Raw genomic sequence first — 14881 nt, 5'->3', positions numbered from 1 at the left:
GTGAAATTGGATTAATCTTTTGGTAGAAATAGTAAAACCGATCGCACTAGCTATTATCACTTTACTAGTCGGTCTAATAGTAATCAAAGTAATCGTTAAATTGATTGGCAGTCAGATCAGCAGGTCCAAGCTAGATGAAAGTTTAAAACCGTTCTTGATGTCAATAGTAAGTATAGGTCTAAAATATTGCTGGTTGTAAGTCTCATTGGCATTTTAGGTATTCCAACAGCTTCGTTTGTGGCTATATTGGGATCATTTGGCTTGGCGTTAGGTTTGGCTTTCCAGGGATCTCTGTCGAACTTGGCAGGGGGAGTATTGTTGCTGACCATGCGTCCTTTCAGAGTAGGGGACTATATTGAAGGAGCAGGTTATGGTGGAACGGTTAAAGCTATTCAAATCTTGTACACAGAATTGATCACACCAGATAACAAAATGGTTTATATTCCAAACGGAGACTTGTCGAATTCAGGGATTGTGAATTATTCAGTACATGATACACGTCGTGTTGATTTTACCTTTGGTGTGGGTTATGAAGAAGATAATCAGAATGTTCTTAAAACACTCGATGGTATCGTCGCTAAACACATCTTGATATTAAAGGATCCAGAACCGTTTATTCGTCTATCTAAACACGGAGACAGCGCGGTCGAATACACAGTTAGAGTTTGGACGAAAACAGAAAATTACTGGGCGGTCCATTTTGATTTAATTTAAGAAGTCAAAACAACCTTTGATCGAGAAAAAAATTCTATCCCCTATCCACAAATGGATATTCATAATATTTAAGAATTAATATGTTTCCTTTGATTATATTAATCGTAAAATAAGTGGACGGCGAGTCTGTTTTTTAAGCACGTTGTTAATGAAAACAACATTTGGAGATGCAAAAAAGGCTGGGACTTTTGTCCCAACCTTTTTTTATCAAAATTAATGGATGAATTGCCGATACACATACCGGATCGGTCTGAAGGAGCGCCGCTCGGAAGGATGGGGACTGGATATAGATTGAATCAATCCAGGATATAGTTGCAATTGTCCGTCATACACACAGATCGGATGAACCGATTCGATAACATCTCTGGGGTGCATCAGGTTCGGACGATTGTAAGGTGACAAGACGCCCGCGGACTGTAAGAGTGTTGCCACGAATTCTGAACAGAAGAAATGATCAGGCCGTTCCCACGAATACTGAAAGTAAGCAGGCAGCAAGCCTAGCAAATTGTAATGCCAGTCAAAGGGATTTAATTCAAAAGACTGAAGGTGTGTGTGAATCACCTGCCATTCCTGGTCGCTGACTTGTATCGCATACACCCGACCGCTAGACTCTTTATAAAAAGAATGACTGAAGTCTTCTTTTGCGAAACCAGCCATGAGCGGATTTATCGGTTGGCGCCGTCCAAAGCTGTATACTTCGGATAAGGATGCATCCAAGGCAATGGACAAATGATTATAAGGATACCGGCTGAACAGGCGGATGCCTTGACTAAGTACTGTTTGATTGTTGGTTTCAATAAGATAGACGATTGGCATGATGATTCCCTCTCGATTACAGTGATTTTTATTTTTTTTAAGTACGATGCCAACTGACAGTTTCGAATTGGCGACCTCTTCTTTACGAGGGAAGTGTTATACCGACTGAGCAAGGCAGGCGAAAGGGGAAAGCGAAATGTACCTGTTGCCTCTGTCCCAAGTATTTCGGTACAGTCACTTGTTTACTTTAAGTGTCTGGTTCAAGAAAATCAAGTCATTTTTCAAGTTATTCAGTTGCTTGGGACATGCGATGCTCGTATTGTGGCGTCTGAAAAGTTGCCCCTACACTGTATTTTTATGGTTTTTACTGCGAATTTTTTGTTTTCGAATAATTATTTAGAGGTATTCATTATGTTATTTCAGGTTAACTGAATACGTTATCTATTTGATTTCTCTCGATAAAAGCGCTCTTCGCATTGCCTGGAAAGATTTAAAAGGAAAGTGGACTCCACTAACAATCAAAAAGTTCCTGAGTTGATACTAGTGTGTTTCCTTGATGCTTACTGGAGAGAATCTGTTTGCTGAGAATACCCTATAGGAGTGGGTAATAGCCACTGGAACTGGTTCAAGAACCGATAAGGCAATAAAGTTGGGTACTAAGACCCACTGAAGATACTTTTCCACCGAAACGTAACTGGGAAGATGCTGGGATCATCATTATCATCGTTATTGTGTTCGCAACAATTATTGATAAATTAAATGGGGAAATACGAGAAAAACTCGTATAATTGATGCCTTTATAAAAACCCTCATTTGGTCTACAAACCAGATGAGGGTTTCAGCAATAGTAAATATGATCAGTTTAAATACTTGCTGCCTTCACGAATGCTTAACGGGTGGAGCTGGTCCTTGTAATGGTCAATAAAAATAGACACCCATTCAGGATTTGTCTTACTATAATCTCGTAATATCCACCCGATGGCTTTGTTTATAAAGAATTCAGAACTACCTAAATTGTTTTTGATAATTTCTTCAAGTAGTGCTGTATCCATGCGGTCTTTACGGTGGCGCTGGTGATTGATGGCGATGCGTCTCAACCAGATACTCTCGTCAACGCTCCACTCCAAAAGCATCTGATTAAGTTCTGGATACTTTGTGGCTAATCCACCAATAACTTTATCCAAGCTATCGATCGTATCCCACCAAGGCTTTGTTAGTGCCAATATTTTTATTTTTCCAACATCTGATGGAACCAGCTGGTTTTGTTTCAATAAGAGGTAATCACTGGCAATATACTGACACTCCCGAAACGGCAGCTCCCAGTAGGTATTCAAAAAATCCCAGTCAACAAAAGCTTCCTTTTTTGCTACTTTGAAATAAGGTCGTACAAGTTCACGCCTTTTCGTTGCAGGAATGCCTAAAAAATCAAACTGGTCTCGCATGTATCTTTTCATATGAACAGCATGGTCGGCATCTTTATTTTTTTTTAAATCTTCCAACAAAATTTTACCCTTCAAGTCAGCCACTCCTTATAATAAGAATCAATTAATTTTTCATGATTATAGTTAAATCCTAACTGAGCTAAATTGATAATACCAAGGTTAAGACTTAAGAAAGAAAAGATTTCTTTGGAGGAATAAAGTTACTTCGATCTACTATTCGGTAGTAAACAGGGACTGTTTGTCTGACAACAACCATGAATACAAAAGCAATCAGCTCAAGCGTGCCCTTCACAAAGTGGAAGCACACACAAAGGTCACACAATCAGCTCAAGCATGCCCTTCACAAATGATTAAGCACATATTATTAGCAAAAATACAAACAAAGCAATACTATTAATGAAGCAATCGCTCAGCGATTGCTTTCTATTTTTTTTGAGTGTATCCGGAATAATTCCGCTTGTTAAAATATATCCGATCTTTATAATTATAAAAGTCATTCAGTCTCTCAAGAATCAGTGTTATAATAGTAGAGATTGTAAAAGGAAACAGGAGGACGGTTATGTTTAAAGTTGGTTTTGATACAGATAAATATTTAAAAGAACAGTCTGCCTATATATTGGAACGGGTAGAAAATAGCGAAAAACTGTACTTAGAATTTGGTGGTAAGTTGATTGGTGACAAACATGCCAAACGCGTCCTGCCGGGCTTTGATGAAGATGCAAAAATGAAATTACTGGCAACTTTAAAAGACAAAGCAGAAATAATCATATGTGTTTACGCTGGTGATATTGAGCGCAATAAAGTGCGTGGGGACTATGGTATTACGTATGATCGTGATGTTTTACGCTTGATCGATGAATACAGAGCCTATGGGATCCCGGTCAACAGTGTCTTGATCACACGTTACCAGGAACAGCCTAATGTAAAGATATTCATGTCTAAATTGGAACGCAGTGGCATAAACGTGCATACGCACCATACTATTGAAGGTTATCCGACAAATGTGGATGCGATCCTCGGCGAAGAAGGATTTGCCAAAAATGAATATATTGAAACAACAAAACCTTTAGTGGTCGTTACGGCTCCAGGCGCCGGGAGCGGGAAATTAGCTACGTGCTTAAACCAGCTTTATCATGAATATGCTCACGGCAATAAAGCCAGCTACGCGAAATTTGAAACATTTCCTGTTTGGAACATGCCTATCAAACACCCGGTCAATATCGCTTATGAAGCAGCAACGGTTGATCTGAAAGATGTAAACATGATGGATAATTATCATTTTGAAGCTTACGGAGAAGTGGCTGTTAACTATAACCGCGATGTTGAAATGTTTCCAGTGATTAAACGTATCATTGAAAAAATTACAGGCAAACCATCTGTCTATAAATCACCAACTGATATGGGCGTTAACCGATTGAAATCTGGAATTATCGATGAAGAAGTAGTAGTGAAAGCAGCGAACGAAGAAATTATTCGTCGAGCGTTTTCGGTAGAAAATGATTTCAAAAAAGGTTTGGCAGATGAAGACACTTTACGTCGTATTCAATTGATCCTGGAAGAATCTGACCTGAAAAAAAAGGACCGGACAACTGTACGATTTGCACGTTCGTATGCAAAAGAAGTAGAAGAGCTTTTGGATGATTCAAATTTACAAGCGGTTATTGCAATCGAGTTGAATAATGGTGAAATCATTACGGGTCGTACCTCTACACTGATGGATGCCTCAGCAGCGGCAGTGTTAAATGCGCTAAAATCATTGGCAAATATAGCTGATGAAATCGACTTGCTGACCCCCATGATTTTAGAGACGATTCAACGTTTGAAAACAGACGAACTGAATAGTAAAGTACCAACTTTATCAGCTAACGAACTGCTCATTGCTTTAGCTATAAGTGCCGTGACCAATCCGACAGCTCATCTTGCTTACAAACAATTGACTCATTTGAAAGATGCCCAAGCTCATTCAACGGTTATTATGAATCATGAAAATGAACAAACCCTAAAAATGCTTGGGATGGATATTACAAACGATCCAGTATATGCAACTGGAAATTTATATTATGATTAATATCATGATTATCGAAGGATAATTAAAAAACGGAAAGCGAGTGATTCGATGAACACAACAAAAATTGGAATAGTCGGCTATGGTAATTTAGGCAGAGGGGTCGAAACCGGGCTGAAGAACTCAGACGATTTAGAATTGGTAGGTATTTTTTCCAGACGTCAGCCTGAGCAGTTAGAGACATCATCACCAGCGTATCATATGAATGAGCTAGCTGCATTTAAAGACAAACTGGATGTCTTGATATTATGTGGTGGTTCACAGAAGGATATACCCGTTCAAGCGCCGGAACTGGCAAAGTCATTCAACACCGTTGACACCTATGATAATCACAATGAAATTCCAAACCACTTCAATAAACTTGATAAGATTGCTAAAGAAAACAACACAGTCGCTGTTCTTTCGACTGGTTGGGATCCAGGCTTGTTTTCACTCAATCGTCTATTCGCTGAATCGATATTACCAAAAGGTGAAACGTATACTTTCTGGGGTCCAGGGTTAAGCCAGGGACATAGCGATGCAGTCAGACGTGTTACAGGGGTTAAAAATGCTGTACAATATACCTTACCAAGAGAAGAACTGGTTGATGCAGTTAAAAATAAAGAAGGAGTTGACTATAACAAGGTGTCTGCGCATAAACGTGTAGTTTATCTTGTTTTAGAAGAGGGAGCAGACGAAAGCAAGGTGAAAGAAACGATCGTCACAATGCCTGATTATTTTGACGGTTATGAAACAGAAGTCAACGTGATCGATCAAGCAACTTTTGACAAAGAACATACTGGCATGCCTCATGGAGGAACGGTTATGAGACAAGGGAAAACGTCAGAATCAGCCACTGCTATCTATCAGTTTGGTTTGGATTTAGATTCAAACCCAGAATTCACGGCTGCCGTGGCGATTGCTTATGCGCGTGCCGCTGGCAAGTTAGCACGTGAAAAGCGATTCGGAGCAAAAACCGTCTTTGATATCGCACCATCATATCTCTCACCAAAAAGTGCTGAAGATTTAAGAAAAGAATTGCTCTAAAAAAAAAGCGGAAAGGGAAGAGGGCAACTTCTTCACTTTCTACTTTTTCTTTGTTTGGCCAAAGCCTGTTTGGCCAGATTATCGGCACCTTTATTTTCTTTTTCAGGAATCCATTTTATCTCGTAAAAAGACAAATGAGCAAGTGAAGCCATAATCGATTGAAAGACTTCTACGTAAAGGCTATTTTTGATATGGTTTTTTTCGATTGCTTCGGCGACCAGCTGACTATCTGTGTGAAAAATCGTCCACTCGTCGGTCCGTTGTTGTTCAATGGGCCAATTGACAGCATGAGAGAAAGCTATCAATTCTGCTAGATGGTTGTCTTTGATCGATGAGAGAGGGATGGATAATTGTTCGTATAGATCTTCTCCAACAATCACGAGCCCGGCTCCTGCTATTTTTTCTTTCGGTGATACTGCCGCATCACTATAAATTTTCAACATTTTGACCCGCTCCATAAAATAAACAGAAAAAGGCAGCCCCAAACGAGAGCTGACTTTACTAGTTATTAGATATCTTCATTAGCCGTTTCAACGACACTGACATTGGTAGCTTGAGGACCGCGTGATCCCTCCACTATTTCAAATTCTACTGTTTGGCCTTCATTTAAAGCTTTATATCCATCCATGTTAATACCCGTGAAATGAACAAAAACATCATCTTCATCGTTATATTCTAAAAAACCATAACCCTTTTGATTGTCAAACCATTTAACAGTACCTGTAGTCATCGTTTTACCCCCTAATGAATCCTTAAGTATAGTTATCTAACGCTTTCAGTATAAAGGATAACGGTTTCATAGTCAATCATAGAGGTTAAACGAAGTTTAAGTTAAAAAGCAGTACTGAGTGTGCTAGAATAAGTAAGAATCTAATGTTGAGGAGCAATTATTTATGAAAGAATGGAAAATCGAACATTTAACACATTCGTATGGTATGAAAACCTTGTTTGAGGACGTATACTATTCGATAAAAGAAAAGCGAAGAATTGGATTGATCGGCGTTAACGGTACAGGGAAAACGACTTTTTTACGCATCGTTGCGGGAGAGTTGAAACCAGATGTGGGAGACATATCAAAACCTGGTGAGTTTGAAATAAGTTATCTGAGTCAAAAAAATCAGTTGGATACGAATAAAAGTATTTTTGATGTTGTATTTGATGGAGATTCTCCCATGATCAAAGCAGCTAAAAACTACGAAGAAGTTTTAATAAAATTAACCAAAGAACCGACAGATCCAGTTGTTCAGCAAGCTTTCACAGAAGCAGAGAAAAGAATGAATCAGGAAGATGCTTGGAATGTCAACGCACGGGCCGATGCGATATTAAACAAACTAGGATTAGAAGACAGTGATAAAATAGTCGGTGACTTATCAGGTGGACAGCAAAAACGAGCGGCATTAGCGCAAGTGCTTATTCAAGAACCGGATTTACTTATTCTTGATGAACCTACCAACCATCTCGATTTTCAGATGATTGAATGGTTAGAAGGATATTTAGCCAGCTACCGCGGGTCACTCCTGATGGTTACCCATGACCGATACTTTTTAGACCGAGTTGCAAATGAAATCGTTGAACTAGATAATGGTAAAATGGAACAGTATCCTGGAAACTATCAGCAGTACATCGAACTGAAAGCTGAAAAAGAAACAACAGACCAGCAGATCGCCCATAAACAGAAACAGCTTTACAAACAGGAACTGGCGTGGATGCGTGAAGGTGTAAGAGGGCGTGGAACGAAACAAGAAGCACGAAAAGGTCGCTTTTCTCAGTTAGAAGAAAAAGTTAAGGGATATGAAGATAAATCAGAATTAGAGTTACAGTTATCGGGGACTCGTTTAGGTAAAAAGGTCCTGGAAATGGAAAATGCTGCAAAAAAAATGGATGAGACAGTTATTTTGAATGAGTTCAACTTACTGATTCAACATACAGATAGAATAGGTATTACTGGTGTAAACGGTGCAGGAAAAACAACATTCTTAAACATTCTTGCAGGTGAAGAACAACTGGATGATGGTCTGTTTATTATTGGTGAAACTGTAAAAATTGGATATTATAAACAATTGAATGAAGATTTCGATGAAGACAAACGGGTGATCACTTACTTGAGAGAGATTGCGGAAGAAGTGAAACTTTCAGATGGCTCATCTATAAGTGTGTCACAGTTGCTCGAACGCTTTCTGTTTAAACGTTCAATGCATGGGTCACCAATCAATAAATTATCGGGTGGAGAAAAACGTCGGTTGTATTTACTCAAAATATTAATGCAGCAACCCAATGTTTTACTATTGGATGAACCAACGAATGACTTGGATGTTCAGACATTAACTATATTGGAAGAGTTTATTGGTCAGTTCAGTGGTGCCGTTATTGCGGTTTCCCATGACCGCTATTTTATTGACAAGATTGCCAATAAACTGCTTGTATTTAAAGGTGACGGAGAAATTGAAGAAAGTTATGCCACGTTATCTGAATATTTGGAACTGAATGATCAGACTAAAAAAGAAAAAAAAAGAAAACCACAAAAAGATGTTGAGAAACTAGAAGACAACAGCCAAGCAAAGAAAGAAAAAAAAGTACTCACATATATGGAAAAGAAAGAATGGGAAACAATAGAAACTGAAATTGAAACACTGGAATTAGAACTTGAAAAAGTACAAGCTGAGATTGAAAATGTCGTCATGGATCATGTGAAGCTTGGTGAATTAACGGACAAGCAAACGAGATTAAATAGTCAGCTGGAAGAAAAATATAGCCGCTGGGAATATTTTGAGCAGCAGGGTATGCATAAGGAGTGAGGCAAAAATGGAAAAAGAATATCTCGATTTAGCTAAACGCATTTTAGATGAAGGCACGGAAAGACAGGATAGAACCGGCACAGGAACAAAATCGGTTTTTGGTCATCAGATGCGTTTTGATTTACAAAAAGGATTTCCCTTGCTGACGACTAAACGTGTCTTTTTCAAGCTCATCAAAAGTGAACTCTTGTGGTTCTTAAAAGGAGATACTAATATCCGGTATCTATTAGAGAATAATAATCATATTTGGGATGAATGGGCCTTTGAAAAATATATTAAGAGTGAAGATTATAAAGGTCCTGATATGACAAACTTTGGTATACGCTCACAAGAAGATGAGGAATTTAAAGAAGAATATAAGAAACAAATGGCTATATTTAGAGAAAAAGTACTAGAAGACGATGCCTTTTCTGATCAATATGGTTCACTCGGGAATGTTTATGGCGCGCAGTGGCGTGCTTGGCAAAAGAAAGATGGCGGATTCATTGATCAAATTCAGAATGTAATTGAGTCGATTAAAACGAATCCCGATTCTAGACGTCATATTGTCTCAGCCTGGAATCCAGAAGAAATCCCGACTATGGCATTACCTCCTTGTCACACATTATTTCAATTTTACGTTGAAGGCAATAAACTCAGCTGCCAACTTTATCAACGAAGTGGAGACGTCTTTTTAGGTGTGCCTTTCAACATAGCAAGTTACGCATTGCTCACACATCTCGTGGCTCAAGAAACTGGTTTGGAAGTGGGAGATTTTGTACACACTCTAGGGGATGCACATTTATATTTGAATCATATGGATCAAATCAACGAACAGCTTTCAAGAGAACCAAAACCATTTCCAAGTATTAAACTGAACAAAGATAAAAGCATATTTGATTTCGATATGGATGACATTGAAATTGTCGGCTATCATCCACATAAAGCTATAAAAGCACCGATAGCAGTATAGAAATCCGATTGATTGGCTTGTACAATTAAATAGTTTTATAATACAATTATCGAAAGGGATGCTTTTATGATAACGTTTGTTTGGGCGGAAGATGAAAATAGATTGATCGGTAAAGATGGTGAGTTGCCATGGCATTTGCCGGCGGATATGCAATTTTTCAAGCGTGTGACATTGACCGGAGATGTCGTGATGGGCAGGAAAACGTTGGAAAGTATACCGAATCCTCCTTTGAAAAATAGAGAGAATTTTGTGTTAACGTCAAATGAAAACTTTGCTTTAAAAGGTGTCAACGTTTGTCATTCCAGACAAGAAATCTTAGAAGCGACAAAAGAATCAGAAAAACCACTGCATGTCATCGGTGGGGTATCCTTATTTGAACTATTCAAAGATGACGTTGACATGTTATATCGAACGGTTATCCACGAATCGTTCGAGGGTGACACACATATGCCACCGATCGATTACACCAAGTTTGAACTGATAGAAGAGAAACAAGGTATAGTCGACGAAAAGAATAAACATCCGCACACATTTCAAATTTTCAAGAGAAAATAAAAAGATGCCTGAATGAGTCGATTAAACTCATTCAGGCATCTTTTTATTTGATTCACTTTTTAAGTGTAGAGGTAAATGGAAAAGAACATAAGGATGGTTCCTGTTAAAACAAATAAATGCCAGACAACATGCATATATTTAACGTGTTTTAATCGATAGAACAGCGCGCCAACAGTGAATGAAAGACCACCAGCTACTAGCCAGATAAATCCTCGTGTACCTAATCCCTGATACAAGTAATGTATGAAGAATATTGAAATCCATCCCATTGCGATATAAAGCCAGACAGACAAGCCTTGGAATTTTTTGAACCAGACGGTTTTATAAAGGACACCTAGAAATGCAATTGTCCAGATCAGTATGGTTAAAAAGATACCCAAGTTGCCGCCTATAGTAATAAGCGTATAAGGAGTATAGGTACCCGCTATCAGAAGGAAAATGCTGCTGTGATCGATTATTTGAAAGACTTGTTTTGCTCTTGTAAAGGTGAAGCTGTGATAAAGTGTGCTGGACAAGTAGAGCAAAATGAGTGAAACACCATAAATGGTATATGACGTTAATTCCACTAAGCCGCCCATCTCCAGTCCTTTTTGAATGAGAAAGACTAAAGCAATAATGCTTAATATGACGCCGATACCGTGAGTGACAGCATTTAATACTTCATTGATTATCAAGTATTTTCTGGTAAATGTTGACGGTTTTATTTGATCTGACATAATGACCTCCTTATCCTCTTACTTTCTGTACGAATATACAAAATTTTGGTATACTACTGTAGAAAGATTTATGTACTTTACTATTATTTTTTATTATAACATAGAAGGTATTCAGATACATGTTAAAAATATAAGTAAATAAACGCATTTACAGAAGGAGAAGATGTTATTTGACGGATACAAGAGGCGGTAGAGTAGCTGACCATAAAGGCCGTGGCTGGAAATGGGCATTCCTTGTCTTGTTAGTACTAAATATAGGTGTACTTATTTGGTTGGGTGTACAGCTGAGTGGTTTTTTAGACAATGAAGCGGTTCAGCCAGAAAGTGAAGAATTTGTTATTTCAGGTGAAGCATTGGAATTTGAATTAGTCACTGATAAACAACAAGTCAACCGAGTGATCAATCTCTATCTGCAGGAAGAACTGGACGAACGATTTTCAGGCTACACAGTTATTGTGGATGATCTAGTTGAACTGGAAGGGGCATTGAATGTGTTTGGTTTTGATGTTGATTTTGGTTTATACATGGAACCTCTAGTCATGGACAATGGGAATCTGCAACTTCGCGCTCAAAGCATACAAGTGGGATCGTTTGAGTTACCCATCGGTATTGCTTTAAATATTTTAAGTCAGCAACTGGAATTACCCGAATGGATCAGGATAGACAGTGAACAAGAGTTTATTTTAGTGGCATTTACTGAGTTTGCCTTGGAAAATGACATGCAGTTTAAGATGAGAAAAGTAGACCTAGAAGCTGATGACATTAGGCTGGATATCCTTTTGCCAGAAGAAGCGATAAAATGATATACTGAAATTGTTTAATATCTTTATGTAGAAAGGATTTTCTTGATTGGAAAAAGCATTATTTGCAGGAGGATGTTTCTGGTGTATGGTTAAGCCTTTCGAAACAATGAACGGAATAGAAAAGGTCGTTTCTGGATACACAGGCGGTCATGTTCCCTATCCTACTTACGAACAGGTGAAAGCGCAAAAAACAGGACATACAGAAGCCGTATGGATTCACTATGATGAATCCATACTCTCATACGACGATTTATTAACTATATATTGGCAGCAAACAGATCCGACAGACGCTATGGGTCAGTTTATGGACCGGGGAGAGGGTTATCGTCCCGTTATTTTCTATTATAATGCCCAACAGAAGATCAAAGCGGAAGCTTCCAAACGTCAGCTTCAAGCATCAAATCAGTATGAAAAACTTATCGTAACGACAATAGAAGCAGCAGGTCCCTTTTATCCTGCAGAAGAAGAACATCAGGAATTTCATAAAAAGAATCCGGCTGTTTACGCAAGAGAAAAAGAACAGCGAAAACAATGGGCCGAGGCACATGCTCAGGAGGTTAGTGAATGAGACGCTCGTTTTACCATTATGTTAAAACCTTGAGAGATCCCTATAAAAAAGATGAGCTGACGCTATTCGCTAATGCCGTTGACAAGGATGGCACATTTCCCAAGCAATCTAAAAATTATGATGAGATATCAAACTATTTAGAGATGAACGGGGATTATGTCGTTTCTATGGATGTCTTTGACAAAGTTTTTCAATTATATGAAGATAATAACAAATAAAAATGTTAAAGGAGAATGTAAAATGAGTATACACATAGAAGCAAAAAAAGGTGAAATCGCAAAAACAGTTTTAATGCCTGGAGATCCGCTCCGCGCGAAGTATATTGCTGAAACATTTTTAGAAGATGTTAAACAGTATAACACTGTAAGAAATGCCTTTGGTTACACTGGAACATATAAAGGCATAGCCATCTCCGTTCAGGGAACCGGTATGGGTATTCCTTCGGTTATGATTTACGGTGAAGAGCTTATTCAGGAATACGGCGTAGAAAACCTTATTCGTGTGGGTTCTGCGGGTGGAATGAAAAAAGAAGTGAAAATTCGTGATGTTGTTTTAGCTCAAGCAGCGACAACAGACTCAAGCTTACACCGTCATATTTTCAATAATCAAGTAGATTTTGCTCCTATTGCTGACTTTGATTTACTCAGACACGCATATGACATTGGTAAGGAGAAAAACATGTCGATTCGTGTCGGTAATGTACTCAGTGCAGATCGGTTTTATAACGAAGAATTAGACAAACAAAAATTAGCAGATTATGGTATATTAGCAGTGGAAATGGAAGCAGCCGGACTCTATTCACTCGCAGCTAAACACAACAAGAGAGCCTTAGCTTTGTTGACTATCAGTGATCATTTATTGACCGGAGAAGAAACGACATCTGAGGAAAGACAAACAACGTTCAACGACATGATGATTATTGCTCTGGAAGCAGCACTAAGAATGGAAGCAAACAATTAAATTTTAGAGAAGAGGCATCCTATGCAAAACAAACCAAATGAGACTAAAGAGACAAAGAGAGTCAGTTTACCCTTATACATTGCATCTTTACTGATTGTACTTCTCATAGCGGTTTTAGGAACGATCTGGACGATGAACATTGTCCAAAGCTCTTCTGATGAAACCGTTTCTGATGCGAATTCAGAAGAAGCGGGGTCGGTTTTGGAGTCTGATTCTGAAGAAATCGACTCATCTGTGGATTTTCAACCTCTAGAAGAGGTCTATTCGATTTTGATGACTCAATATTTAGAAGAAGTGGACTCAAATACCTTGATTAAAGGCGCTTTAGCAGGGATGGCCGACTCTTTGGAGGATCCTTACACCACCTATTTGGATGAAGTGCAATCTTCTTCTATGAGTGAGGATATTGAAGGCGCGTTTGAAGGTATCGGTGCTGAGGTGATGAAAGAAGGAGAGTATGTTCGCATTATTTCTCCTATTGCAGGTTCACCTGCAGAGCGAGCGGGGTTATTGCCAAATGATTTGATAGCTGAGGTAGACGGTGAATCCGTCGCTAAGATGTCAATCAATGAAGCAGTGGCGTTGATCCGCGGACCTCAGGGATCTGATGTTAAATTGCTTATCGTTAGAGGAGACCGTGAATTCACTGTCACGATTACGAGAGACTCTATACCGGTCGAATCGGTCGTCTATGAATTAGATGCTGAAAATCCTACGATTGGATATGTGCATATTACTAATTTTAACCGACCAACCTATCAGGAATTAGTGGATGCCATTGAAGCTTTGGAACAAGACGGTGCTGAAGCATTTGTTTTCGATGTCAGAGGTAATCCAGGAGGACTTCTGGATTCTTCCTTACAGCTTTCAAACATTTTTGTGGAAGATGGCGAACCGCTCATGCAGTCACAAGATAGAGATGGAGAGCCATATATTTATACAGCCAACTCTGACGAGTTTGGCGAATTCAAATTTGATAAGGACAGTGTCCTGCTTATTGATGGTGGAAGTGCCAGTGCATCAGAAATTTTAGCTGGCGCAATGAGTCAGTCCGCTGATATCCCGTTGATCGGTCAAGCGACATTTGGCAAAGGAACGATACAAAATGTTCTGGATATTACCGGCGATGGTGAGATCAAATTCACTGCTGGGAAATGGCTGACAGCTGATGGCACGTGGATCAACGAAGAGGGTATCAAACCGGATATTGAAGTGGAAATGCCCGAGTACATCAACTTATTATACGTTGATCAAGAAGAAACGTATGTAATTGGAGATGTTTCTGAAGAAATTCAGAATCTCGAAAAAATACTGGATGCATTAGATTATGATGTTGGCGAAATAGATTTCACCTACGATGAAGAAACTGAAGAAGCAGTTAAATCGTTCCAGGCAGAAAATGAGTTAGAAGAAGACGGCGTGGTGAAAGGCACGACAGCCCGCACACTTATTGATAGACTGCGAGAACTGATAGAAGAAAACGATAACCAGTATGATGCAGCAGTTGATTATTTACTGGAAAACTAAAA

General features: G+C 38.8%; 17 protein-coding genes. 12 read left to right on the top strand and 5 right to left on the bottom strand.

Features of this window, described 5'->3' with window-relative positions; translation table 11 throughout:
- Positions 1-19: 19 nt before the first annotated feature.
- Both AX762_RS12890 and AX762_RS00450 read left to right on the top strand, forming a co-directional pair.
- Positions 20-199 carry a hypothetical protein gene (locus AX762_RS12890; RefSeq protein ID WP_218162439.1) on the top strand — a complete coding sequence of 60 codons (180 nt, stop codon included), beginning with the start codon at positions 20-22 and terminating at the stop codon, positions 197-199.
- Positions 187-714 carry a mechanosensitive ion channel family protein gene (locus tag AX762_RS00450; protein ID WP_218162438.1) on the top strand — a complete coding sequence of 176 codons (528 nt, stop codon included), beginning with the start codon at positions 187-189 and terminating at the stop codon, positions 712-714. Before AX762_RS12890 ends, AX762_RS00450 begins: the two co-directional genes overlap by 13 nt.
- Positions 715-927: 213 nt before the next feature.
- Here AX762_RS00450 and AX762_RS00445 read toward each other — a convergent pair whose 3' ends face one another.
- Positions 928-1530, bottom strand: a complete 603-nt coding sequence (locus AX762_RS00445; RefSeq protein WP_071847228.1) for a hypothetical protein — start codon at positions 1528-1530, stop codon at positions 928-930.
- Between the two features lie 797 nt (positions 1531-2327).
- A complete protein-coding gene (locus AX762_RS00440; protein WP_071847227.1) occupies positions 2328-2987 on the bottom strand; it encodes a DNA alkylation repair protein in 660 nt (219 codons plus the stop codon).
- 484 nt (positions 2988-3471) lie between these two features.
- Between AX762_RS00440 and AX762_RS00435 the strand changes: the two genes are divergently transcribed.
- Positions 3472-4980: a DUF1846 domain-containing protein gene (locus AX762_RS00435; protein ID WP_071847226.1), complete on the top strand. Its 1509-nt coding sequence runs from the start codon at positions 3472-3474 to the stop codon at positions 4978-4980.
- Between the two features lie 48 nt (positions 4981-5028).
- Positions 5029-6003: a diaminopimelate dehydrogenase gene (locus AX762_RS00430; protein WP_071847225.1), complete on the top strand. Its 975-nt coding sequence runs from the start codon at positions 5029-5031 to the stop codon at positions 6001-6003.
- A gap of 32 nt (positions 6004-6035) precedes the next feature.
- Here AX762_RS00430 and AX762_RS00425 read toward each other — a convergent pair whose 3' ends face one another.
- Positions 6036-6446, bottom strand: a complete 411-nt coding sequence (locus tag AX762_RS00425; RefSeq protein WP_071847224.1) for a ribonuclease HI family protein — start codon at positions 6444-6446, stop codon at positions 6036-6038.
- 65 nt (positions 6447-6511) lie between these two features.
- Positions 6512-6733 carry a cold-shock protein gene (locus tag AX762_RS00420; protein WP_071847223.1) on the bottom strand — a complete coding sequence of 74 codons (222 nt, stop codon included), beginning with the start codon at positions 6731-6733 and terminating at the stop codon, positions 6512-6514.
- A 163-nt stretch (positions 6734-6896) separates the two neighbouring features.
- Here AX762_RS00420 and AX762_RS00415 point away from each other — a divergent pair, with 163 nt between their 5' ends.
- The 3 genes from AX762_RS00415 to AX762_RS00405 all read left to right on the top strand — a co-directional run bounded on the left by AX762_RS00415 (position 6897) and on the right by AX762_RS00405 (position 10305).
- Positions 6897-8798: an ABC-F family ATP-binding cassette domain-containing protein gene (locus AX762_RS00415; RefSeq protein WP_071847222.1), complete on the top strand. Its 1902-nt coding sequence runs from the start codon at positions 6897-6899 to the stop codon at positions 8796-8798.
- A gap of 7 nt (positions 8799-8805) precedes the next feature.
- Entirely contained in the window at positions 8806-9750 is a 945-nt protein-coding gene (locus AX762_RS00410; RefSeq protein WP_071847221.1) for a thymidylate synthase, read from the top strand.
- A gap of 66 nt (positions 9751-9816) precedes the next feature.
- Positions 9817-10305 (top strand): dihydrofolate reductase, encoded by a 489-nt coding sequence (locus AX762_RS00405; RefSeq protein WP_071847220.1) that lies wholly within the window; start codon positions 9817-9819, stop codon positions 10303-10305.
- A gap of 59 nt (positions 10306-10364) precedes the next feature.
- On the opposite strand, the gene AX762_RS00400 is transcribed toward AX762_RS00405, so the two are convergent.
- Positions 10365-11021, bottom strand: a complete 657-nt coding sequence (locus tag AX762_RS00400) for a hemolysin III family protein (protein WP_071847219.1) — start codon at positions 11019-11021, stop codon at positions 10365-10367.
- A gap of 170 nt (positions 11022-11191) precedes the next feature.
- Between AX762_RS00400 and AX762_RS00395 the strand changes: the two genes are divergently transcribed.
- Genes AX762_RS00395 through AX762_RS00375 form a run of 5 tightly spaced genes read left to right on the top strand, consistent with a single transcriptional unit; the run spans position 11192 to position 14879 of the window.
- Complete coding sequence (locus AX762_RS00395; protein WP_071847218.1) at positions 11192-11824, top strand: YpmS family protein; 633 nt, start codon at positions 11192-11194, stop codon at positions 11822-11824.
- 46 nt (positions 11825-11870) lie between these two features.
- Positions 11871-12392 (top strand): peptide-methionine (S)-S-oxide reductase MsrA, encoded by a 522-nt coding sequence (msrA, locus tag AX762_RS00390; RefSeq protein ID WP_071847217.1) that lies wholly within the window; start codon positions 11871-11873, stop codon positions 12390-12392.
- Positions 12389-12610, top strand: a complete 222-nt coding sequence (locus tag AX762_RS00385) for a YozE family protein (protein WP_071847216.1) — start codon at positions 12389-12391, stop codon at positions 12608-12610. The genes msrA and AX762_RS00385 overlap by 4 nt, the downstream gene beginning before the upstream one ends.
- 22 nt (positions 12611-12632) lie before the next feature.
- Complete coding sequence (deoD, locus tag AX762_RS00380; protein WP_071847215.1) at positions 12633-13352, top strand: purine-nucleoside phosphorylase; 720 nt, start codon at positions 12633-12635, stop codon at positions 13350-13352.
- Positions 13353-13373: 21 nt separating this feature from the next.
- Positions 13374-14879: a S41 family peptidase gene (locus AX762_RS00375; RefSeq protein WP_071847214.1), complete on the top strand. Its 1506-nt coding sequence runs from the start codon at positions 13374-13376 to the stop codon at positions 14877-14879.
- Positions 14880-14881 lie beyond the last annotated feature (2 nt).

The sequence above is a fragment of the Alkalibacterium sp. 20 genome, assembly GCF_001885615.1.
In the GTDB taxonomy this organism is placed as follows: domain Bacteria; phylum Bacillota; class Bacilli; order Lactobacillales; family Carnobacteriaceae_A; genus Alkalibacterium.
Note: the sequence above shows the minus strand (reverse complement) of the source record. Positions and strands in the feature narration are given on the sequence as shown.